Source organism: Allocoprococcus similis (assembly GCF_054660775.1).
Window position 1 is genome coordinate 1 of sequence record NZ_BAAHSG010000016.1, and the last position, 20585, is coordinate 20585.

The 20585-nt window shown below is 39.2% G+C and carries 27 protein-coding genes; all 27 read left to right on the plus strand.

From position 1 onward, the window contains the following. The coding region (locus ACYQ5K_RS07575; RefSeq protein ID WP_459777426.1) for a hypothetical protein at positions 1 to 278 on the plus strand (278 nt) is incomplete at its 5' end. 91 nt (positions 279 to 369) lie between these two features. Beyond that, positions 370 to 696, plus strand: coding sequence for a hypothetical protein (locus tag ACYQ5K_RS07580; protein ID WP_222891074.1), 327 nt, complete (start codon positions 370 to 372; stop codon positions 694 to 696). A 119-nt stretch (positions 697 to 815) separates the two neighbouring features. After that, positions 816 to 1016 (plus strand): 4Fe-4S binding protein, encoded by a 201-nt coding sequence (locus tag ACYQ5K_RS07585; protein ID WP_222891075.1) that lies wholly within the window; start codon positions 816 to 818, stop codon positions 1014 to 1016. Then, complete coding sequence (locus tag ACYQ5K_RS07590) at positions 1013 to 1597, plus strand: 4Fe-4S binding protein (RefSeq protein WP_055195153.1); 585 nt, start codon at positions 1013 to 1015, stop codon at positions 1595 to 1597. Before ACYQ5K_RS07585 ends, ACYQ5K_RS07590 begins: the two co-directional genes overlap by 4 nt. Positions 1598 to 1695: 98 nt before the next feature. Continuing rightward, positions 1696 to 2469 (plus strand): NifB/NifX family molybdenum-iron cluster-binding protein, encoded by a 774-nt coding sequence (locus ACYQ5K_RS07595; protein ID WP_073106964.1) that lies wholly within the window; start codon positions 1696 to 1698, stop codon positions 2467 to 2469. 189 nt (positions 2470 to 2658) lie between these two features. After that, positions 2659 to 3045 (plus strand): helix-turn-helix domain-containing protein, encoded by a 387-nt coding sequence (locus ACYQ5K_RS07600; RefSeq protein WP_216422952.1) that lies wholly within the window; start codon positions 2659 to 2661, stop codon positions 3043 to 3045. A gap of 139 nt (positions 3046 to 3184) precedes the next feature. Next, positions 3185 to 4621 (plus strand): AlbA family DNA-binding domain-containing protein, encoded by a 1437-nt coding sequence (locus ACYQ5K_RS07605; RefSeq protein ID WP_073106959.1) that lies wholly within the window; start codon positions 3185 to 3187, stop codon positions 4619 to 4621. A 49-nt stretch (positions 4622 to 4670) separates the two neighbouring features. Continuing rightward, complete coding sequence (locus ACYQ5K_RS07610) at positions 4671 to 4850, plus strand: hypothetical protein (RefSeq protein ID WP_008705291.1); 180 nt, start codon at positions 4671 to 4673, stop codon at positions 4848 to 4850. Positions 4851 to 5126: 276 nt separating this feature from the next. Beyond that, complete coding sequence (locus ACYQ5K_RS07615; RefSeq protein ID WP_173687991.1) at positions 5127 to 5609, plus strand: NUDIX hydrolase; 483 nt, start codon at positions 5127 to 5129, stop codon at positions 5607 to 5609. Positions 5610 to 5620: 11 nt separating this feature from the next. Then, a complete protein-coding gene (locus ACYQ5K_RS07620; protein WP_179963102.1) occupies positions 5621 to 6547 on the plus strand; it encodes a GNAT family N-acetyltransferase in 927 nt (308 codons plus the stop codon). A 50-nt stretch (positions 6548 to 6597) separates the two neighbouring features. Continuing rightward, positions 6598 to 6756, plus strand: coding sequence for a hypothetical protein (locus ACYQ5K_RS07625; protein ID WP_173687990.1), 159 nt, complete (start codon positions 6598 to 6600; stop codon positions 6754 to 6756). A gap of 49 nt (positions 6757 to 6805) precedes the next feature. Beyond that, positions 6806 to 7240, plus strand: a complete 435-nt coding sequence (locus ACYQ5K_RS07630) for an NUDIX hydrolase (RefSeq protein ID WP_459777427.1) — start codon at positions 6806 to 6808, stop codon at positions 7238 to 7240. Between the two features lie 65 nt (positions 7241 to 7305). Further along, positions 7306 to 7560 carry an inorganic diphosphatase gene (locus tag ACYQ5K_RS07635; RefSeq protein WP_201856662.1) on the plus strand — a complete coding sequence of 85 codons (255 nt, stop codon included), beginning with the start codon at positions 7306 to 7308 and terminating at the stop codon, positions 7558 to 7560. A 16-nt stretch (positions 7561 to 7576) separates the two neighbouring features. Then, positions 7577 to 8095: a GrpB family protein gene (locus ACYQ5K_RS07640; protein WP_459777428.1), complete on the plus strand. Its 519-nt coding sequence runs from the start codon at positions 7577 to 7579 to the stop codon at positions 8093 to 8095. A gap of 182 nt (positions 8096 to 8277) precedes the next feature. Continuing rightward, positions 8278 to 8394 (plus strand): putative holin-like toxin, encoded by a 117-nt coding sequence (locus tag ACYQ5K_RS07645; protein WP_022085598.1) that lies wholly within the window; start codon positions 8278 to 8280, stop codon positions 8392 to 8394. A 417-nt stretch (positions 8395 to 8811) separates the two neighbouring features. After that, a complete protein-coding gene (locus tag ACYQ5K_RS07650; RefSeq protein ID WP_459777429.1) occupies positions 8812 to 9063 on the plus strand; it encodes a hypothetical protein in 252 nt (83 codons plus the stop codon). A gap of 101 nt (positions 9064 to 9164) precedes the next feature. Then, positions 9165 to 10010: a 4Fe-4S binding protein gene (locus ACYQ5K_RS07655; RefSeq protein WP_459777430.1), complete on the plus strand. Its 846-nt coding sequence runs from the start codon at positions 9165 to 9167 to the stop codon at positions 10008 to 10010. A gap of 223 nt (positions 10011 to 10233) precedes the next feature. Next, a complete protein-coding gene (locus ACYQ5K_RS07660) occupies positions 10234 to 11664 on the plus strand; it encodes a histidine kinase N-terminal 7TM domain-containing protein (RefSeq protein ID WP_459777473.1) in 1431 nt (476 codons plus the stop codon). Between the two features lie 29 nt (positions 11665 to 11693). Further along, on the plus strand, positions 11694 to 11825 hold the full coding sequence (locus ACYQ5K_RS07665) for a hypothetical protein (protein ID WP_459777431.1): 132 nt from the start codon (positions 11694 to 11696) through the stop codon (positions 11823 to 11825). 215 nt (positions 11826 to 12040) lie between these two features. After that, on the plus strand, positions 12041 to 13099 hold the full coding sequence (locus tag ACYQ5K_RS07670; RefSeq protein WP_459777432.1) for a sensor histidine kinase: 1059 nt from the start codon (positions 12041 to 12043) through the stop codon (positions 13097 to 13099). Continuing rightward, positions 13096 to 13719 (plus strand): response regulator transcription factor, encoded by a 624-nt coding sequence (locus tag ACYQ5K_RS07675; protein ID WP_459777433.1) that lies wholly within the window; start codon positions 13096 to 13098, stop codon positions 13717 to 13719. Before ACYQ5K_RS07670 ends, ACYQ5K_RS07675 begins: the two co-directional genes overlap by 4 nt. A gap of 150 nt (positions 13720 to 13869) precedes the next feature. Beyond that, complete coding sequence (locus ACYQ5K_RS07680; RefSeq protein ID WP_243259051.1) at positions 13870 to 15234, plus strand: extracellular solute-binding protein; 1365 nt, start codon at positions 13870 to 13872, stop codon at positions 15232 to 15234. Positions 15235 to 15269: 35 nt separating this feature from the next. After that, positions 15270 to 16871 carry a helix-turn-helix transcriptional regulator gene (locus ACYQ5K_RS07685; protein WP_459777434.1) on the plus strand — a complete coding sequence of 534 codons (1602 nt, stop codon included), beginning with the start codon at positions 15270 to 15272 and terminating at the stop codon, positions 16869 to 16871. Between the two features lie 315 nt (positions 16872 to 17186). Beyond that, entirely contained in the window at positions 17187 to 17537 is a 351-nt protein-coding gene (locus ACYQ5K_RS07690; protein ID WP_055283089.1) for a hypothetical protein, read from the plus strand. A 42-nt stretch (positions 17538 to 17579) separates the two neighbouring features. Next, the gene (locus ACYQ5K_RS07695) at positions 17580 to 18263 is read left to right on the plus strand and encodes a TIGR00266 family protein (protein ID WP_173686008.1); all 684 of its coding nucleotides are present in this window, start codon (positions 17580 to 17582) and stop codon (positions 18261 to 18263) included. 18 nt (positions 18264 to 18281) lie between these two features. Beyond that, the gene (locus ACYQ5K_RS07700) at positions 18282 to 19022 is read left to right on the plus strand and encodes a hypothetical protein (protein ID WP_173686009.1); all 741 of its coding nucleotides are present in this window, start codon (positions 18282 to 18284) and stop codon (positions 19020 to 19022) included. A 40-nt stretch (positions 19023 to 19062) separates the two neighbouring features. Further along, on the plus strand, positions 19063 to 20541 hold the full coding sequence (locus ACYQ5K_RS07705; protein ID WP_173686010.1) for an NHL repeat-containing protein: 1479 nt from the start codon (positions 19063 to 19065) through the stop codon (positions 20539 to 20541). The last annotated feature ends 44 nt before the right edge of the window (positions 20542 to 20585 follow it).

Genomic DNA, 20585 nt, shown 5'->3' on the forward strand with positions numbered 1-20585 from the left:
CATTGCAATTTATTTCAGATCAGATCATGCTGTTTTACACACCGGAAAGTGCTAAAACAAGATTAGGCAGACATAAGCCGGATCTTTGGATTGTTACCGAAGATATGACGAGCCAACCGAATCAGCCATGGCGTGCGGACAGGACAACACCTGTAATTTTAATCACAGGCAATCCTGATGCTGTTGAAATTAAAAAGAATTCAGGAAAACTAACTGTTCTTTCTATGCCATTATCAATAGTTGATTTGCGGAAAACCGTCGAAATATATGTGTCGTGAGGAGAAGTTTATGCTGTACATAATACTATTATTTGTATTTGTAGTTGTAGTTGTATATTTGATGATGCTTATGCGGAGACAGAAAGAAAAGATGAGCGAAATTAAAATACAAATAGATCAACTGCAAGCACAACATGATCGATTGCAGAAAGAAAGGGATCAGTTACAAGAACGGATGAATCATCTGGAAGAGCAACGAGAACACTTGCAAATGCAAACAGACCAGGCATTTCGGAGTGCTGATGAAATCGAGAAAATTTACGATGAGATATGGAATCATGCTAATACCATTCACCTTTACTCTTCGTTAGCTGAAGAAGAAAGCAAATCTATAACAATGAAAGAAAAACAAAAAGAAATTATTCGAACAACTGAGGAAATTCTAAACATCATATATAAATATAAAGGTAATGTATAATAAAAATATGTCATTGTAATGATTAGCGTTCAAGGTAAATTCTTATGTAATAATATCACAGAAGGATTTACCTTTTTCAGGTACAATAGAGATACAAAATTTGAAAGGGGAACAAAGCATTGGCAAAAAGAATGGCAAGTGTCGATAAAAAAAGATGTGTTGCCTGCGGAGTATGTGAAAATACTTGTCCGCTGGCAGCTGTCAAAGTTTACCATGGATGTTATGCTGTGGTAGAAGAAACAGTGTGTGTAGGATGTGGAAAATGTGCAAAGTCCTGTCCGGCAGGTTGTATTGAAATGAAAGAGAGGACAGCGATGTGAAGAAAAAGAAACATTGGTATGATTATTTATGGATATGGGCGATCCTTTATTTTGCTCTCGGTTTTTTTAATATTTTGTTTGCTTGGTTTGGGATGATTGATTTCCTGTTGCCGTTAGGAATAGCGATATTCGGTGAAAATAAATTTTTCTGTAATCATTTGTGTGGACGTGGCCAGCTTTTTAGTAAGCTCGGTGGGGATTTAAAATGCTCAAGAAATAAACCAACCCCGCGATGGATGAGTTCAAAATGGTTCCGATACGGCTTTTTGATATTTTTCCTTACAATGTTTGGGAATATGGTATTTCAGACATATTTAGTTGGTGCCGGATCATCATCCTTGCGTGAAGCCATCAAATTATTCTGGACCTTCCGTGTTCCGTGGGGATGGACATACACTGCCGGAACAGTAGCTGATTGGGTGGCACAGTTTAGTTTTGGATTTTATAGTTTGATGCTTACATCTTTGTTGTTAGGGTTGATCGTAATGGTGTTATATAAGCCACGAACCTGGTGTACATTTTGTCCAATGGGAACAATGACGCAGGGTATCTGTAAATTAAAAAATAATGAAAAGAAGTAATACTATAAGGTGATTCATAAAAGGCATATGTCAAAAACATTATTGACATATGCCTTTTATAGGGCTATTATATAAGAAAAGCGAGAAAGGAGCAGTTTATGCCGAGACCAGTAAAATGCAGAAAAGTCTGTCATTTCCCCAATGTTTTAGAATTTCTTCCGGCAGATGATACTGAGAAAAAAACACCCATTGTTCTAACGGTAGATGAGTACGAGACAATCCGTCTTTTGGACAAGAAAGGTTACAGTCAGGAGCAGTGTGCAGCATCTATGCAAGTCGCAAGAACAACGGTCCAGCGAATTTACGAGATCGCCAGGAAAAAGATCGCAGATGCACTTATCGACGGGCATCCACTCAAAATTGAGGGCGGAGATTTCAGAATCTGTGACGGTCAGAGCGGCAACTGCAGCTTTGGAGGATGTTACAAACAGGAAATTTACAAAAAATATGCAGCAGAAAAAGGAGAAGGTATCATGAGAATAGCAGTAACATATGAAAATGGACAGATTTTCCAGCACTTTGGACACACAGAGACATTTAAGATTTACGATGTAGAGGAAGGAAAAGTAGTACATTCAGAAGTAGTAGATACGAATGGAAGTGGACATGGCGCATTGGCAGGAGTTCTTAATGCATTGAATGCAGACGTTTTGATTTGTGGCGGAATTGGAGGCGGCGCACAGACAGCGTTAGCGGCAGCAGGCATCAAGCTTTTCGGAGGAGTTTCCGGAGATGCGGATGAAGCAGTAGAAGCTTTTATCAATGAAACACTTGAGTATAATCCGGATGTGAAATGTTCTCATCACGAGCACAACCACGGGGAAGGACATACATGTGGCGAGCATGGATGTGGAAGCCACAGTTGTCATTAAGAAGTGAGATTGCCATCGGATCATAAGATGAAAAAATAAAAGGTATTGATCTATAAAGAGGGAAGGGAACCCGCATCATCAAATTTGCTTGTGATGTCGGGTTCTCTTTTTATTTGCATAATGATATACTTTTATTGTGGTTAGAAAAATAAAGCATGTACAAAACTCATAGGAGAAAGATGTATACTTATGACAACATTTGGTGATAAAATTAGGAAGTTGCGAAAAGAGAAAAAAATGACTCAACAAAAGCTGGGTGATATGGTGGGCGTTTCTCATAGAACAATTCGATCTTGGGAAGTTGAAGGACGATATCCGAAGCAGAGTAGTTTATATCAAAAACTGGCAGATGCATTTCAGTGTCAGGTTTCTTATCTTATGAATGATAATGAAACCGTGTGCTTGGGTAATGATGAGCCAAGTGAATATGCTGGTGCTAAACAGGCAAGGCAGATTCTTGAACAGGTAGCTGCTTTATTTGCCAGTGGAACTATGACCAATGAGGACAAAACTATTTTCATAGATGAGATGACGAGACTTTATCTGGCATCAAAAAAGAACAGAAGAAAATGGTAAGAAGAAATGAACTGTTTTGTTTTCTTGCTTGATAGAAAAGAAGAATAGAACGTATAATAGTGTTAATGATCCAGAGAAGATTGCTCTGGAAATAGAATTATTCGTACCAGTGGTGCGAGTATAGAGTAGGAGTGAAAGAATGGTAGAAGATACTATGTTTTCCGGGGAATCGAAAAATATTGAGTACAAGGTATCCTTACCTGATAAAAGTGAAAAGTACATGAAGACAATCGTAGCTTTTGCCAATACACAAGGTGGCAAGCTGATTGTTGGAGTAGATGATAAAACACACCAGATTGTTGGTGTGGAAAATGATGTGTTGTTTCAGCTGATGGATGGAATTGCCAATGCAGTTTCTGATTCCTGTGTGCCACAGATCATTCCTGATATTGAGCCACAGACAGTAGACGGGAAAACGGTCATTGTTGTATCAGTAGAAGCTGGAAAGAACAGACCGTATTATCTAAAATCAAAGGGAAAAGATAATGGCACTTATATCCGTGTAGCAGGTACATCAAGACAGGCATTTCCGGAGAAGATAAAAGAACTGGAAATGGAAGGGGCCAGAATCTCATGGGATGAGCTTACTTGTGTGGGTTATCCTGTTTCAGAGGAAGCAACAGAGAAACTTTGTCAGGATATTGAAAAGTTCCGGAAGAAAGCAGGAATGTCAGAACATTCTGTAAAGAAAGAGCAGCTGATAAACTGGAAAATTTTGAAGCAGAGCGAGGGACAGCTTCTGGCAACGAATGCCTATGCGTTGCTGACATCAGATTATTTTTCATTCTCCAAAACACAATGTGCGGTATTCAAGGGAACAGATCGTGCAATGTTTCTGGATAAGAGAGAATTTACAGGACCAATCTATACACAAATCGAAGAAGCAGTAGATTTTGTATTGAGAAATATTCGGCTTGGAGCAACAATTGACGGATTGGTGCGAAAAGAGAAATATGAGTTACCACCGGAAGCAATCAGGGAAATGATTATTAATGCCCATTGTCACCGTAACCTATTAGATGAATCCTGTATTCAGGTCGCAGTTTATGATGACAGATTGGAGGTGACATCTCCGGGTGGATTATATAACGGATTAACTTATGAGGAAGTCATGAATGGTCATTCGAAGATCAGGAATAAAGGCATTGCCAATATATTCAGTCAGATGGGACTTGTAGAGGCATGGGGAAGCGGAATAAAAAGAATCCTTAATGCTGCAGAAGAGTATGGACTTCCAAAGCCGAGATTTCAGGAATTTGATAATATGTTTCGGGTAGAGTTGTTCCGAGTCAATCCAATAACTGACCAAGCTAACCAAGCTACTAACCAAGCTAACCAAGATTTAGAGAGATTAGACCAAGTGGAAGATGAAAATGTACTGAGTGAGAAAGAAATAGAAATTCTGAATCTTGTACGTATGCAACCTTCAATCACGCAGAAAGAAATGGCTAATGCGTTAGATTGGAATCTTGCTAGTGTGAAGTATTATATAACCAAATTGAAGGAAAAGAATTATCTGAAGAGGCAGGGAAGTAGCCAAAAAGGGAAATGGGTGATATTAACAAAACGAGATTGACACTTGTATCAATTCGTGTTAAACTATGAAATGTAAGGAGGAGAGAAAGATGCCTAGAAAACCATCATTAGACGGCAAAGATTCTAGTCTGAGAATTAGGATGTCACCAGAGCAAAAAGAAAAGCTAGTATCTTATGCAGAGAGACATTATCAGACTATGAGTAATGTAATATTCCAGGCGTTGGACATTCTTTACGCAAGAGAAGAACAACAAAATAATAAAGAGTAAAATGGAGTTATTTTGGAGTTTATTTCTTCATAAGCGGTGCGAAAAACACAAAAACAGAACGCACGTTCGAAATATAAACCTCTAATAACAGCCTTTGCGTGTCATGAAACGCAGTCCGCAAAGGAGTTTGAATAACGGACAGAAATGCCGAAAGCCTGTATTTATGCGGGCTTCCGGCATTTGTTTTCTCAAATGGCTCTAGTTTGGCTCTATTTGTGTGAGGAGCAATGTATAAATATGATATGTATTTCAAGGTAATGATTGGTAGGTGGTTAAGTGGATATTTTATTTAAGAATGATCATTTTGTATTTTCATACAGAGTTGGCGGTATATTGAAACATAATGGTAAAATCTTGTTACAGCGTCCGAAGAATGATGATTATGCCATTATTGGTGGACATGTTGCGGCTATGGAGACAAGTATGGAAACGCTAAAAAGAGAATTTGAAGAAGAGATTCATGCTAAGATTGAGGTAGATAATTTACTGGCTATTGGAGAAATATATTTTCCATGGGGTAAGAGACCGTGTCATCAGATATGCTTATATTATAATGTGCATCTGGTTGATGATAATATACCATTAGATGGAGTGTTTCATGGATATGATGAGCTGAATAATGAGAGAATTGATTTGGATTTCTGCTGGGTTCCGCTAGAGGATTTAAAGAAAGGTACTAAGGTATATCCTTTGGAGTTGATACCATATATTCTTGAGCCGGGGAAAGAAATTGTACATTTTGTTTCAAAACAGATATGAGGAGAAATTCGATGATAGAACATATAAAGGTAGAATTGGGCAGACCATCAGATATTAATTCATGGATGCGATTAGTTAGAAAAGTAGGTTGGAATTTTCCGGGATTAGAGACGGAGCAGAGTATAGAAGAACACAAAATAATTGTTTTGAAATTTATGAATGACAAGCGTGCTTTGTGCGTGAAGAATGAAGAAGATATTGTTGGCGTGCTTTTGTATTCAAGAAAGCATAATATGATATGTTGTCTGGCTGTTGATCCGGCTTATCGAAAAAAGGGAATTGCTTCGATGCTTTTGAGTGAGGCACTTGATAAACTTGACCGAGATAAAGATATAACTGTGTCCACATTTAGAGAGAACGATGTTAAGGGAATTGCACCTAGAAATTTATATAAGAAATTTGGCTTTGAAGAGGATGAGTTGATTGAAGAATTTGGGTATCCTAATCAAAGATTTGTGCTACATGCCAATATTGGTGCTAACAATGTGCCAATTGTGGTGGTAAGAGAATCAAAAGAAGAAGATTTGACTGAAATACTGTATTTATATCTATATTTGCATGAAAAGAGCGTACCAGAAGAATCTGAGCAGTTAAGGAGTACGTGGGAAAATATAATGAATGACAACAATCATCATTTGATTGTTTGTGAGGTAGATGGAAAGATAGTTGCATCATGTGTATGTGTGGTTATTCCGAATCTTACAAGAAATGTTCGTCCATATGCTTTTGTGGAGAATGTAGTAACACACGTAGATTACCGAAAGAAGGGATATGCTACGGATTGCTTAAATTATGCAAAACATATTGCCAAGGAAAATAATTGCTATAAAATGATGTTACTTACTGGTTCAAAGGAAGAGAGTACATTGAATTTCTATAGAAATGCTGGTTACAATAGTACGGATAAAACAGCGTTTATACAGTGGATAGATATGTAAGTACAAAAAACTGAGGGGTGAAAGGTATTACATTGCAGTTAGGAGGCAACATGGATATTTCAATAAAGTGTGATAGCTTAAAGGCTATATATAGTGTAAAAAATGGCATGTTAAGATGTGTTGCACCATATGAATTTACAATATCTCTAATGCCAATGATAAAGGTTTGCATAAGGGAAGGAAACTGGCAAAACACAGACAGGCTGTAATGCAGGAATTTCTGAATGAGTTAATGCTGGAATGGGAAGGGGAAAAGTGATGGAAGTAAAATTTTATGATACAGTTAATGATGAACTATTGAAATTTGCAGTGATTATCTCACAGAGTAACGGCAAGTGGGTATTTTGCAAGCATAAAGAAAGAGATACATACGAAGTGCCGGGAGGACATAGAGAAGCTGGAGAGGATATTTTAGAAACAGCTAAAAGGGAGCTGCAGGAAGAGACTGGAGCTATCAAATTTGAGATAAAACCAATATGCATATATTCGGTGATAGGTAAGACTAGAGTAAATGATACTGGTGAAGAAACATTTGGACTGCTTTGCTTTGCGGAGATAACAGAGTTTGCGAAAGAATTACATAGCGAAATGGAGAAAGTTGTGCTTATGGATGAGTTGCCTGAGAACTGGACATATCCGTTGATACAGCCGAAATTGATAGAGAAGTATTTACAGGTAAAAATAATTCTATAATTGGAGCAACAGTAACTGTCACAGTCGATAGACCATTAGGAAGTTATCATCCTGAATATAAGGATATGTATTATCCAATAAATTATGGTTACATTGAAGGAGTTATGGCACCAGATGGAGAAGAGCAGGACGCTTATATATTAGGTGTAAATGAACCAGTAAAGAAGTTTACAGGTAAAATTATTGCCATTGTTCGGAGAAAAGACGATATAGAAGAAAAGTGGGTAGTTGTACCAGACGGAGTAACTTTTTCAAAGGAAGAAATCAGGAGACAGATTCATTTTCAGGAACAATATTTCGACAGTGAAATTGTGATGTAATATTAAGGAGATTGCTATGTCATTAGGATTAAAAAGAGGAATAGTGCAGCTTGAACCACATGATAAACAGTGGGATGAGGCTGCCATTCAAACAATCAAAATACTTAAATCTATATTAGGAGATGATGCTATTGATATACAGCATATTGGAAGTACAGCAATACTGGCAATTAAAGCAAAACCGATTATTGATATTGTCGTTGGGGTAACTGATTTTGATAAAGTAATGTTACATAATGAGCAATTACGACAAGTGGGAATATTTTATCGTGGTTCAGATGTGGAACGTCAGCTTCTTTATGTAATGGGCGATATGGAAAATGATACAAGAATGCACCATATTCATATTGTGAAATGGAACGGAACTGAGTGGAAAAATTATATTCATTTCAGAGATTATCTAAATGATAATGAGAATATGGCTTTGCAGTATCAGAAGGTAAAGGAAGAACTGGAAAGTAAGTATGCAGATGATAGAGTAGCATACACTAATGGAAAGCAAGATATGATAGACCTTATTCTTGATAACCAATAATTTTTTCCCTTGCAGAGGCATTAGTTCTTATGTTAGGATACTATCTAAGGAAAGTACCCATGACAGGGCGTTAAGCGTCCGGGGAACGCTTGTTTAGCGCCGACCGGAGCGGAGCGTAGAGGTAGCCTCCCGAGTTTTATGATACCGGGCAACCGGAATACATAGGAAGGGAGGTGGCGCCGATGACAGCTTATGAGATCATTTCGATTTTCATTGGGATATTAGCATTGTTGATGTCCTTTGGTAGCTTGATTGTAGCGTTGCTTGCCTTTCTCGATAAGAGAAACAAGCGAAAATAAAAATGCCTATCCTGTCTGATCCACAGGATAGGCGGTGTCCTTAAGGACATTCATTAACCTAAACTCGGAGCATCCACCTTTGGAGTGGGTGCTTTCTGTTTAATTAGATATTATCATCTTATGTCTAATAATTCAAGAGGTTTCACTAATTTGGAAAAATTTTTACAGTAAGGCGGTCAGTGTCTTTTTTGACAACCATGAGAGTATGAAACTTTTTCTGTAAAATAATGTTTATAAGGTTCTTCTATGATACAATAAATATCATTAGGAGGGCCTTTTATTATGGCAAGACAAAAGAAACCTGTACATCGTATACAAATGACAGAAGGAAAACGAAACATCATCCATACTTATAAGACATGGATCGCCTAAGAGCGGCTACTGGGAGATTATAGAAAATTAGCGGGATGATAGAAAATGAAGGTTAAATTAGAAGATGATGGCGAAGATAATTCAGAACTTATTGAAGAAATAGAAGATTCATTTATAGAAGAGTATATTCCATTACCAGGACAGTATGAAATCAATGAGTACAGGATTATTGATTTAGCTAATACACAGGATATATGGGAAGATAAGATTTTACCTCTTACTGCAAAAGAACATGATATTTTACTGGATTGCTATCGGACTAAGCTTAGGTATAGTTATTGGGCTTCTAATAGATGATATTGGTCTTGGAATGTGTCTGGGGGTTATGATGGGTGTTAGCGTCGGTCCTGCAATTGATGTGCTGAGAAAAAATAAGAAATCAGAGGAGCAAGAGGATAATGATGAGAAAGAATAATGTGTTTCGCAAATATATAGCGTCACTTCTATTATTTTTGTTATTTGAGACAGTGGCGATCACGTTGTGGAAGGCTAAAGGAAACTTGTTTTATCTGTTGAATTTCAGCTACATTGGAGGATGCCTTGCGTTGGGAACAGCACTTTTTACTGCAGGAAAACGCTATGCCAGACATTTCGTGCAGCTGGCAGTCGGAAGTTATATGCTGTTGTATTTAGGTGTGATCTCCTGCGAAAATATGCAGATCGAAGGTTTCTGGTACTATCTGTTTCTTGGCGTTTTTGAGGCGGCAACAATCCACTACGCAGTCGCGAAGATATTCGGTCCACTGTTTTTCGGGCGCGGCTGGTGCGGCTATGCCTGTTGGACAGCTATGGTGCTGGATTTTCTGCCTTACAAACAGCCGGAAAAACCGCGAAAGGAAAAGCTGGGCGTTCTGCGATATGTGATGTTTGCATTATCCCTGACGTTGGTTTCCGGACTGTTTTTGATGAATGTCGCAAATCTGGAGGAAATCATGTTTTGGATGTTCCTTGTAGGAAACGCACTTTACTACATTGTGGGCATTGTGTTGGCTTTTATATTCAAAGATAATCGTGCATTCTGCAAGTATCTGTGTCCGGTTACGGTATTTCTCAAGCCAATGAGCTATTTTTCAATCCTGCGTGTTCACTGCGATGAAAGCAAATGTGTTCATTGTGGGAAATGTCTGCGTGTCTGCCCAATGAATGTGGAGGTTAATAAGGAATCCCGCAAGCGAAAGAGAGGAACGGAGTGTATACTCTGTTACGAATGCACAAAGGTCTGTCCAACCAAAGCATTGCATTAAAAAATGTAGTTGGAGATATAGTTGCAATGGCAAAGTCGAGTTTTGTACATACACCAGAGAAATAAAAGATATAATTCGGAATGGAGAATGTGATATACTGTAAAAAAAGATATAGTGCAAAATATAACAGGAAGGAGTACGCACCGTGTCAGAGAAAAAGAAGTTTACAGTATACATCGGAAGTGTGGCACTATGCGTAGGTGTGGCCGTTCTGCTGCATTATGTGTCCTTCACCAATCCTTATCTGCAATCTGTTTGTCACCTTTTAAGGCCTTTTATTTATATAGGACTTTATCTGGTATGGGCGGTTTCTTTTCAAAAGAGAATTATCCAAAAGGAACCCCGTCGTTGTTTAATAATGATTGCAGCGATGATGGTTTTTTGGATGCTCGTTCGTATGTGTAAATTTGAAATACCATATGAGATGCCGACAGCACTGCGCTACGCCTGGTATCTTTATTATATTCCTATGCTGTTACTCCCTACGGTCAGTCTTTATCTGGCATTTTATATACGGCAGCCGGAGAATTATAAATTACCGGCAAGACGGTGTCTGCTGTTTTCCCCGGCATTGTTTCTGATAGGCACTGTATTAACGAATGATCTGCACCAGTTAGTTTTTACTTTCCCGGAGGGGAGACTGGGGGAAGCAGCTTCCTATAAAGTAGGAGTCTATGGATATGGAGCGATGTATTACGCTATAGTCGCCTGGGATCTAGGTTGTCTGCTGGTGGCTCTCTTGATTATTCTGTTAAGGTGCAGAAAAATTAAAAACAAGAAAATGTTTTGGATGCCTTTTGGTGCGTATGGTCTGTCGGTTGTCTATGGCATTGCCTATTATCTGAATCTGCCTTTCTGGAAAATATTTTCAAGCGATATGACAGCTGCATTATGCCTTTTGTTTGCTTTGATCATTGAAAGCTGCATCCAGTGCGGATTGATCCCTTCCAATACAGGATACGCACAGTTATTTGCAGCATCTACAATTTCAGCACAGATTACAGATCAGAATGGAAAATGCATTTATCAATCTCAGGATTCGGAATGTATTACGCCGGAAATCGTAAGAAAGGTAGTTCAAAGTCCGATCATGTTAGAAAATGGGATCAGGCTGTCGGGAAAACCAATTTTGGGAGGCTATGTGTTGTGGAAGGAAAACCTGTCAGAATTACAGGAAATCGTAAGAGAGCTTGAAGATCGTAAGGAAGAATTAAAAGATGCGAATCTGATTGAAGAAGAAAATCTGAAAACAAAAAGAGAAGTAGAAAAACTTTCTGTGAAGAACCAGCTTTATGACAAAATACAGAAACAGACGGCAAGGCAGAGTGCACTTTTGACGGAATTCATTGAAGCATATTCTATGGAAGAAGATGAGAACGAAAGGAAAAAAATATTAGGGAAGATAGTTGTGATCGGAGCCTATATAAAAAGGCGTAGTAATCTTATTTTTATTGCGGAGCAGACAGTAAAATTTCCGATAAGAGAGTTGGAGTTATGTTTCAGGGAAACGATAAAGAATCTGGAATGGAACCATGTTGAGGCAGGCTTTTCCAGCGCTTTAGATGAAATACGAAGTGAAGATGCTATGCAGATTTATGATTTTTTGAAGCGGTCATTGAAGAATCTCTGGAAGATCTGTCGGCATTTACTGTAAATCTGAAACGCAGAGGGGAGCGGATCGTCATGTCTATGAGTGTGGAATGTAAAACAGATCTGCGGGAAATTGCCGGACGATATGGAGCTTATGCGGAGCAGGATTTTGACGGAGCATGGCTGCTTTCTCTGATTCTGGGAGGAGGTAGCGGCAAATGCTAAAAACATTTGAAAACTGTTCGAAGGAGTATCAGATTACGCTTGTTTGCTTTTTTATTTTTTTAACTTTGCTGTATATGATTCTGGTTATTTATGAAGGAACAGGAAAAAGACAAAGAAAGATGTTACTGCAGGACAGGGCATTGCTTATAGTTATCTTCCTTATAACATCCGGCTTGTGTGCGCGGCAACGGATGTTTTATGGAGAAGAGGATTCCATGATATTATTTAAAATACCATATTTGATTTTAATTGTTATAGGAATTTGTGGTTTTTTATATGTAGGAATGAAGATCTTTGGAATTTATAAGTACCGCAAGAGCTGCCTGAGGGAAAATGCAGTTCAGGAAAGTCTGGACAATTTGCCGAGCGGAATTGTTTTTTTTGATGGGAACGGAATGCCTAAACTGATGAATCGGAAAATGTATCAAATCTGTCAGGATCTGGCAGGAAGAGATATACAGAATATTACAGAACTGAAGGAAGCACTGGAACATCCTCTGAAAGAGAATGTATTTTATGATGTTGATCTGAAAGTATACTGCTTTGCGGATGGAAGCGTGTGGAAATTTTCAGAGAAAGAGATTGCTACGACAGCCGGAGATCGATTTTTTCAATTTCTTGCTTCTGAAGTGTCGGAATTATATCGGAACAAAGTGTTGTTGAAGGAGGAAAATCAGAAACTTCAGGAAATGTCTGTGGCTATGAAAGAACTTTCTAAAAATGTAATAACTCTGACCAGAGAAGAAGAAATGTTATCTATGAAAATGAGAGTGCATGATAATCTGGGATATAGCGTCCTGGCGGCACAGCGGATGTTGTTGCGCGAATCGGAAGCAGACCGGGATGTTTTCCTTTCGCAATGGAAGCAGACATTGGATTTGCTGAATAAAGATAACGAGTCTGTGGAAGGCGAACAACTGCACAGGCAGGTGCAGGAAAGAGCGGAGATTTTGGGTGTGAAAATCATTTATACAGGAGAAAAAGTCTGGGAATCTCATATTTCCGAACTGATGGATATAATACTTTTGGAGGCACTTTCCAACTGTGTCCGACATGCAGGGGCAAGCGAACTGTATGTAAAATGTAGTAGTGGGGAACAAGAGTGGATTATGGTAATCACAGATAATGGACAAAAAACGGAGAAGAATGTCAAAGAAGGAGGAGGATTATCCGGTATACGAAAAAGGGTGGAGCAATGTGGAGGTACATTGAGAATCTGTGCGGAGTCAAAATTTTCGATGACCGTTAAGATACCAAAGGAGGTGCGGAGATGATACGGGTACTAATCGTGGAAGATCAACGTATGGCTCGGGAAGATATGGAAAATTATATTCAGTCCAGTGGGAGATATTGTCTGGCGGCTTCTATCACAAACGCAGCTATGGCAGAGACTGTATGCAGGCAGAGCAGGTGTGAACTTGTCTTGATGGATGTCTGTACGGAGAATGATGAGAGTGGTCTTGTGGCAGCAGAGAAGATTAAAAGGACCATGCCTCAGATAAAAATAATTATCGTGACTTCTTTAGTAGAGTGCAGTTTTATTGACAGGGCGCGCAAAGCGGGAGTAGAAAGCTTCTGGTATAAAGATGCCGGTAAAGAGGAACTGTTGGAGGTTATGGATCGCACGATGAAAGGGGAGAGCGTGTATCCGGATGCTCCGCCGGTTGTGATGATCGGAACAGCGAAAAGCTGTGATTTTACACCTGGGGAATTAGCAGTTCTGCGATTAGTGGTGGAAGGAGAATCGTATAAAAAAATTGCAGAAAGTTTGGGTATATCACCGGAGACTGTAAAATGGCATATCAAGAATATGCTGCAGAAAACGAATTTTGATTCCAAAACGAAATTGGCGGTAGCTGTTACAAAGAAAAACCTGATTATAAACGGATTTTAGAAATAGTATTTTACTACCCACATGGGGAGTGTCTAAATCGCTGAAAACCGTTATCATATACTGTGTAAAAGTGTCTTAATCCTAAGAACTTGTTTTTGCTGAGATGTCAGATGGTTTATTAAGATACTGTCTGGAAGGGAGAAAAATAATATGAGATATATTATGAGAAAAATCTGCCTGTTCCCGGTAATGATTGCGGTCATAGTTTTTACAGGATGTGGACAGAAGAAAAACGAAGATCCGGTAACCGTTACATTATGGCATGTATATGGCGGACAGACAGAATCGCCATTAAATGATCTGATTGATGAATTTAATGAAACGATTGGAAAAGAGGAAAATATCCGGGTACAGGTTGGCAGTGTTACAAATACGAATACGATACATGAAAATGTACTGGCATCTGCATTTGGAGATCCGGGAGCTTCTAAACTGCCGGATATGTTTGTTTCCTATCCGAAAACAGTTCTGGCGATGCCAGATGATACGGAACTTGTAGATTATTATGATTATTTTACAGAAGAAGAACTGAACGAATTTATTCCGGCCTTTTTGGAAGAAGGTGTCATTCATGAAAGACTTTCCATTTTGCCGGTGGCAAAATCAACGGAAGTTATGTTTATCAATAAAACAGCATTTGATCGTTTCGCGAAAGAAACAGGAGCGAAGATGGAAGATTTAAAAACATGGGAAGGACTCTTCGCAATGGCAGAACAATATGTTGCATGGACAGATAACCAGACGCCGGACATACCTGATGATGGAAAGAATTTTTTCGTTCATGATTATCATTTTAACTATTTTCAGGTAGGTGTAGAATCTCTGGGTGAAAATTTCTTTAAGGGAGAAAATCTGGCTTTCGGACCGGAATTTCAAACAGTATGGGAACCTTATGCAAAAGCGGCACTGTCCGGAGGAGTATGGCTTCGCAGCGGTTATGCGACGGAACCTTTGCGAACGGGAGATTCGATTGTATCGGTGGCTTCGTCAGCCAGTGTGTTATATTATTCTGACGAGGTTACTTATGCGGATAACACATCGGAAAAAATAGAGATTGTTTCCATGCCATGTCCCGTATTTGCCAGGGGGGAAACGATGGTCATGCAGCGAGGTGCCGGCATTTGTACGGTGAAATCTACACCGGAAAAAGAAAAGGCCTGTATTACGTTTCTTAAATGGCTGACAGAAGCCCAAAAGAATGTAGAATTTGTGACCAGTCTTGGATATATGCCGGTAAAGCAGGAGGCTTTCGATGTTTATCTTCCGGAGGCAATCGAGAAGTTAAGTGATCCGATGTATGTATCCCTGTATCAGGCTTTTTTAAAGACGCAGGAGAACTATACATTTTATACTGCTCCGAAATTGGATTCCTATCTGGATCTGGAAACAAAGTTTGAAGAACTTATCAGGCAAACCTTGTCAGTAAAGCGATTGGAGTGGCAGGAACATCCGGAAGATATGGATAAACTTGTTTCAGAGACATTAGAGGATTTCAAAGCAGCATACACACAATAATGTCTGCCGGATCGGCAAAAAGAGGTGGCTGACATATGGGAGAAAAGAGAATAAATTTCCGGAAGATTATAAAAGGAATAAAGAGACAAAGCGTCCGTATGCAGCAAAGACTGATTGTTTATTGGTGCGTGGTGATTTTAACACTTTTTTTAGCGACAGTTCTGTTACTGAGTATTATTGGAGTCCTTCCGGGAATGGATTTTAAAGTACGGGAAATGTTGTCTGCCCAGCAGAAAAATACGTTGTCAACTATGACAGAGCAGACCGACATTATGATGGCGAGAAGTATTTCTTTATCGGAAGACATTACAAAAGAATTGAATCAATGCCTGACAGTCAATGGAAAGACATTTTCAGATTTGAATGATAATTCTCAGTTGATTATGGATTTAGAGGCTGCGCTGTATCCCTCCTTAAAATCTGCATTGGATGTGAAATATTGCAGTGGAGTTTTTGTTGTATTGGATGCAACGGTAAATACGAAGACGGAATATGCAGATACATCACGCATGGGAATCTACCTGCGCCTGTCTGATTTAAAGGCAGTAAATACAAGCAAACAGCACGTAGTTTTTTTCAGGGGAAATGCTGATATTGCAAGAGCAGAGCAGGTACAGCTCCATAATCGTTGGAATTTAGAATTTGATACGTCCGCATTGTCGGGGTATGAACAGATTATGCGGTTTGATGGAAACCGGCTGGTAGAGAGCTGCCTGTGGACAGACCGGCTGGAGCTGAGTGATACATGGGAGGATGTGCAGCTTTTATATGTGCCGGTTTTAGACAGTACCGGAAAAGTACGTGGTTTGTGTGGTATGGAGATGAGTAATCTGTATTTCAGGCTGTCTTATCCTATGGTGGAAGGTTCTTGTGGGAATATAGTGACAGTACTGGCTCCTATGGACGAAGAAGGAAACATCTATTTGGATAAGGCGATGTTTGGAGATACAAAAGAAACGTATCTTTCACCATCAGGAACGATGACAGTGAAGAAAGGAAAATATTATAATACATATTCTACCGCTTTCGGGAATTATATAGGCAGGCATGAACTGCTTGAATTGAAGAGTTGTAATGGGATGCCGCTTGCGGTACTGACATTGATATCAGAAGCGAATTATGAAAAATTAACAGCGGACAATCGAAGGGACTGGATCATCGGTACGTTGTTATTCCTGATTTTATTATTGGTTGTTTCTGTCAGTATGTCCCATCGTTTTGTGAAGCCGATTCTTCGGAGTTTAAAAGCACTGCAGGAGGATACGCTCACGAACGAAAACTTATCAGGCATTTCAGAAGTGGATGCACTGGTTGATTTTATGCAGAAAAAAAGGAATACGGAGAAACTGGAAAATGGCGGCATTCCTCCGAATATAGAAGAAATGCTCAAGGCGTTTGCTTTGCGCGTGGAAACTCTGACTCCGTCAGAGAGGATGGTTCTTCAGTATTATGTTGATGGATATACGATACAGGAGATTGCTTCATTGCTTTATATCAGTATTGGAACAGCGAGAAAGCATAATACAAATATGAATCGAAAACTGGGAATAACTGTCAGAGAGGAATTAATGCTGTATATTGAGTTGTTTCGAAAATGCGATCAGTTAGATAAGCTGACATATAATAGAACTGAGTAAAAGAAAAAGAGTCTGTACAGGCTCTTTTTTTTGTTTGCCGATAGATCTCTTTTATATTTTCACAAAAAGATATTGCACATATATAGTGGAGAAATAAGAATAAAACACTATATATAGTATACTAATCGTTCGTATTTTGAAAAATAAGCATAATATACGAATGGCGACCATAGTATTTGCTTTCCGTATCTGCTACGCTTTTATTACGAAATGGTGGCCGCCCGATAAAAGAAAAAAATAAAGGAAATGGATAAGGAGGGAGAACTGAGAGTGGGATGGTGATAGAGCAAGGAGGTTAACAAGGAGGTTAAAAATGTGGAATATATTACGAAGAAGGATTTAATAGATTGTTCTACACCGGATGAGTTTTGCTTTTCACTATGCTGCATGGAATGTAAAACAGTATGGAAAAGCACACCAATTCGTTTTTCCAAAGCGGGGAAAAAACCGGAAAATGAAAATCGGAAGATTATTTATGATACGCTTTATGACCGGGAAAAGAATTTAGCATTTCAAAAAGCATTGAATCAGGCGAAAGAAATCTTTAATATTTGTCCGATATGTAAGCGCCTTGTATGTGACCATTGCTTTTTGATCTGTGATGATCTGGATATGTGTGTGCAATGTGCCGCAAAACTTAATGAAAAAGGTACTGTTGTAGGATGAAAAAAGAAAAATGAAAAACGAAAAAGAAAGGAGAACTTTACTATGAAAAAATATGAGATTTTGGGAGGAAATTTACCAGTTGTCGTATGTGAATTAGCAGCAGGAGAATCTATGATCACAGAAAGCGGAAGTATGAGCTGGATGAGCCCGAACATGAAAATGGAGACGGTTTCCGGTGGCGGAATGAAGAAAATGTTCGGCAGAATGATGTCTGGTGATTCTGCATTTCAAAACAGATATACCGCAGAAGGTGCAGACGGAATGATTGCATTTGCATCAAGTTTTCCGGGAGCGATCAAAGCACTGGAGATTAGCAACGGTCACTCCATGATTGTGCAGAAAAGCGCATTCCTTGCTTCAGAAGAAGGAGTGGAACTGTCCATGCATTTCCAGAAAAAATTAGGAAAAGGCTTATTTGGCGGAGAAGGTTTCGTTATGCAGAGATTGAGCGGAAATGGAACTGCATTTGTAGAAATTGACGGACATGCAGTGGAGTATGATTTGAGTGCCGGACAGGAAATAGTGATCAGTACGGGGTACTTAGCGGCAATGGAAGAAACCTGCACTATGGATGTTGTAACCGTAAAAGGAGTAAAAAATATGCTGATTGGAGGAGAAGGTATTTTTAATACCGTTGTGAAAGGACCGGGAAAGGTAATCGTGCAGACGATGCCAATCAGTAAGGTGGCAGAATTGCTGACTCCATTTTTTGCAGATAAAAAGTAATTGAAAAGGGAGAAGATTATGAAAAAAAAGTTGAATTTGTTATTTGGAATAGTGCTTATCATCAGTATGATAGCATTGACTGGTTGTGGAGGCTCCGGAGAAACAGGAGAAAAGAACCCGTATGAAGGAAAATGGGTAGCGGTGTCCGCTCAGGTGATGGGAATGTCCGTCAGTATAGATGAAACTTTCGGAGGTGCTTTTGAATTTGAAGTGAAAAACAACGGAAAAGTTTCCTTTTCAGTTGGAGACACTACCGGGAATGGAAAATGGTCTGTCGAAGATGATCAGTTTATCTTGAGCATCGAAGGAGAAGAGATGGTGGGAATCATCGGAAAAGATATTATTTCTTTTGATAATATGCTCGAGATGGGAGTAAAGGTGATTTTTGCAAAGGATGGAACAGATGCAATGGATCCTTCGCTCTATCTGACAGAGGAGGAAAGTGCAGTCATAGGTAAGTGGGCCGCTGAAAGCGTGGAAGAACTTTTAGGAGACGGACCTCAGACTTCTATGGAAGGAGTAGACAACATCAATGATGCACTGCGTCTTGATTTCAAAAGTGACCGTAATGTAACAGTTATTTATAAAGGGGAGGAGATTGGGACTTTCCCATGGTCAGTTGCACTGGGATATTGTTCGATTGAATCAGAAAATCCATCTCTTATAGTGATGATAAATGACGATGGTACTTTGAAAGTAGACTACAGTGATGATGATGACTACTATACATTCCACTGTGTAAAAAGCGACAGTGAATAACTGAAAAGGATGTGGAAATCATGAAGGGAGAGAAGACGCTATGAAAAAGAAACTGTGGTGTGTGCTGTGTATCATGATATGCATGATGATGATAGCGGCATGTGGACAAAAAAAGAATCCGGAGAATAAAAAATCGGAAAAAGCAGAGCAGGAAGAAACAGAATTTAAAGACAGAGAAAGTCTTAAATTAAGTTTATTTACAGTGTATTATCCGAAGGCATGGAACTACGATAAAGAGAATATGAGGGAAGATGAAGAATATTCTTACGTTAGATTTTTTGATGGAGATACAGTAGATGGATCCGAGAATGTCATTTCTATAGAAGCGACCAAGGAGGAGTCATATACATATCGAAAGAGTTTAATTGCCTTTGGAGTGGATTTAGAGGCATATGCTGAAGGGAAAATGGACACTGTAACAATAGGAAATGCAGAATATACAGCAATGCCGGAAAGTAATTCCATAGAAAAAACGTATATGTATCGTTATGAACAGTCTGGCACATCCTATGATATCAGAGTAAGAGGACAGGAAATAGATGATTCTGACAAAGAATTGTTAGAAGGAATTGTGCTGAAATTAGAGGATGAAGGAAATAAAGACGCACCATGGCCATGGGAGGGAGAGCCTGTTGAACCTGTATTGGCAGAGCAGATGGTAGGTTCTTATACAATCGTTCCGGAATATATCCCATTTAAAGAAGCACAGGGCGTTATGCAGATTATGGATCATCAGTTTGTAAAACAGGGCAATCAGGTATTCCATTTGCTGGAGAACAAACTGGATACTTATGAATATTCAGAAAGTGGACTCGAATTCGTATCTTCGATGGAATTAGACGATGATTTTGAATATTTGTCTGGGGACAGCAGTGGAATGTTATATCTTTCGCCTGGAATTGGAGATGTAATTGGCGTAAAAGATGGGAAAAAGGCACTTCAGACAACAGTAGACGGAGATCTGAATATGCATCCATCCGGAGAATGGGGAATCAGTTTCTGGGTGAACAGTGATACTCAGAAGATTGCGAATCAAGGCGGTAACCTGACAGCAGAACCGTGGATACTGACCGGATTAAATAAAGATGAAGAGCGCAAGGGACTATTTTCCATGATAGATGACGTACAGATCACGAATAGTCATATTATGGTTGCCGGTTCCATGGCTGCGGAAGAAGAAGGCACAAAAATTGTTGTCTATGATTATGATGGCAATCAGCTTTTGAAATTAGGTGGAGACGATATCAGTTCTCCGGACAAGCTTGGTTCCATTACGGGCATGGCGGAAACAGAAAATGGTTTTGTGGCTGCAGATGGAAATATGCGCGAAATACAATTTTGGGCAAAAGATGGAACGCACGTAGGTGCAATTTCTACAAAGGACATATTTGGTGTCAGTTATCCATGGCTGGAAGATATGCAGCTTTTAGATGACGGCTCTCTGTTAATTATGCTGACACAGGAACGAGACGACGGATCAGCAAATGAATTAATGTTTTTCAGATTGACAGGATTTTAATTGAAAAAATAAAATCGCTTGCCGGCAGAAACTTATCTGCCGGC

Excerpts from the sequence above, each read along its gene's own strand:
- ACYQ5K_RS07580 (WP_222891074.1), top strand. The coding sequence starts at position 370 with ATGAGCGAAATTAAAATACAAATAGATCAACTGCAAGCACAACATGAT.
- ACYQ5K_RS07595 (WP_073106964.1), top strand. The coding sequence starts at position 1,696 with ATGCCGAGACCAGTAAAATGCAGAAAAGTCTGTCATTTCCCCAATGTT.
- ACYQ5K_RS07600 (WP_216422952.1), top strand. The coding sequence starts at position 2,659 with ATGACAACATTTGGTGATAAAATTAGGAAGTTGCGAAAAGAGAAAAAA.
- ACYQ5K_RS07605 (WP_073106959.1), top strand. The coding sequence starts at position 3,185 with ATGGTAGAAGATACTATGTTTTCCGGGGAATCGAAAAATATTGAGTAC.
- ACYQ5K_RS07610 (WP_008705291.1), top strand. The coding sequence starts at position 4,671 with ATGCCTAGAAAACCATCATTAGACGGCAAAGATTCTAGTCTGAGAATT.
- ACYQ5K_RS07620 (WP_179963102.1), top strand. The coding sequence starts at position 5,621 with ATGATAGAACATATAAAGGTAGAATTGGGCAGACCATCAGATATTAAT.
- ACYQ5K_RS07625 (WP_173687990.1), top strand. The coding sequence starts at position 6,598 with ATGGATATTTCAATAAAGTGTGATAGCTTAAAGGCTATATATAGTGTA.
- ACYQ5K_RS07630 (WP_459777427.1), top strand. The coding sequence starts at position 6,806 with ATGGAAGTAAAATTTTATGATACAGTTAATGATGAACTATTGAAATTT.
- ACYQ5K_RS07635 (WP_201856662.1), top strand. The coding sequence starts at position 7,306 with ATGTATTATCCAATAAATTATGGTTACATTGAAGGAGTTATGGCACCA.
- ACYQ5K_RS07640 (WP_459777428.1), top strand. The coding sequence starts at position 7,577 with ATGTCATTAGGATTAAAAAGAGGAATAGTGCAGCTTGAACCACATGAT.
- ACYQ5K_RS07645 (WP_022085598.1), top strand. The coding sequence starts at position 8,278 with ATGACAGCTTATGAGATCATTTCGATTTTCATTGGGATATTAGCATTG.
- ACYQ5K_RS07650 (WP_459777429.1), top strand. The coding sequence starts at position 8,812 with ATGAAGGTTAAATTAGAAGATGATGGCGAAGATAATTCAGAACTTATT.
- ACYQ5K_RS07655 (WP_459777430.1), top strand. The coding sequence starts at position 9,165 with ATGATGAGAAAGAATAATGTGTTTCGCAAATATATAGCGTCACTTCTA.
- ACYQ5K_RS07665 (WP_459777431.1), top strand. The coding sequence starts at position 11,694 with ATGTCTATGAGTGTGGAATGTAAAACAGATCTGCGGGAAATTGCCGGA.
- ACYQ5K_RS07670 (WP_459777432.1), top strand. The coding sequence starts at position 12,041 with ATGATATTATTTAAAATACCATATTTGATTTTAATTGTTATAGGAATT.
- ACYQ5K_RS07675 (WP_459777433.1), top strand. The coding sequence starts at position 13,096 with ATGATACGGGTACTAATCGTGGAAGATCAACGTATGGCTCGGGAAGAT.
- ACYQ5K_RS07680 (WP_243259051.1), top strand. The coding sequence starts at position 13,870 with ATGAGATATATTATGAGAAAAATCTGCCTGTTCCCGGTAATGATTGCG.
- ACYQ5K_RS07685 (WP_459777434.1), top strand. The coding sequence starts at position 15,270 with ATGGGAGAAAAGAGAATAAATTTCCGGAAGATTATAAAAGGAATAAAG.
- ACYQ5K_RS07695 (WP_173686008.1), top strand. The coding sequence starts at position 17,580 with ATGAAAAAATATGAGATTTTGGGAGGAAATTTACCAGTTGTCGTATGT.
- ACYQ5K_RS07700 (WP_173686009.1), top strand. The coding sequence starts at position 18,282 with ATGAAAAAAAAGTTGAATTTGTTATTTGGAATAGTGCTTATCATCAGT.
- ACYQ5K_RS07705 (WP_173686010.1), top strand. The coding sequence starts at position 19,063 with ATGAAAAAGAAACTGTGGTGTGTGCTGTGTATCATGATATGCATGATG.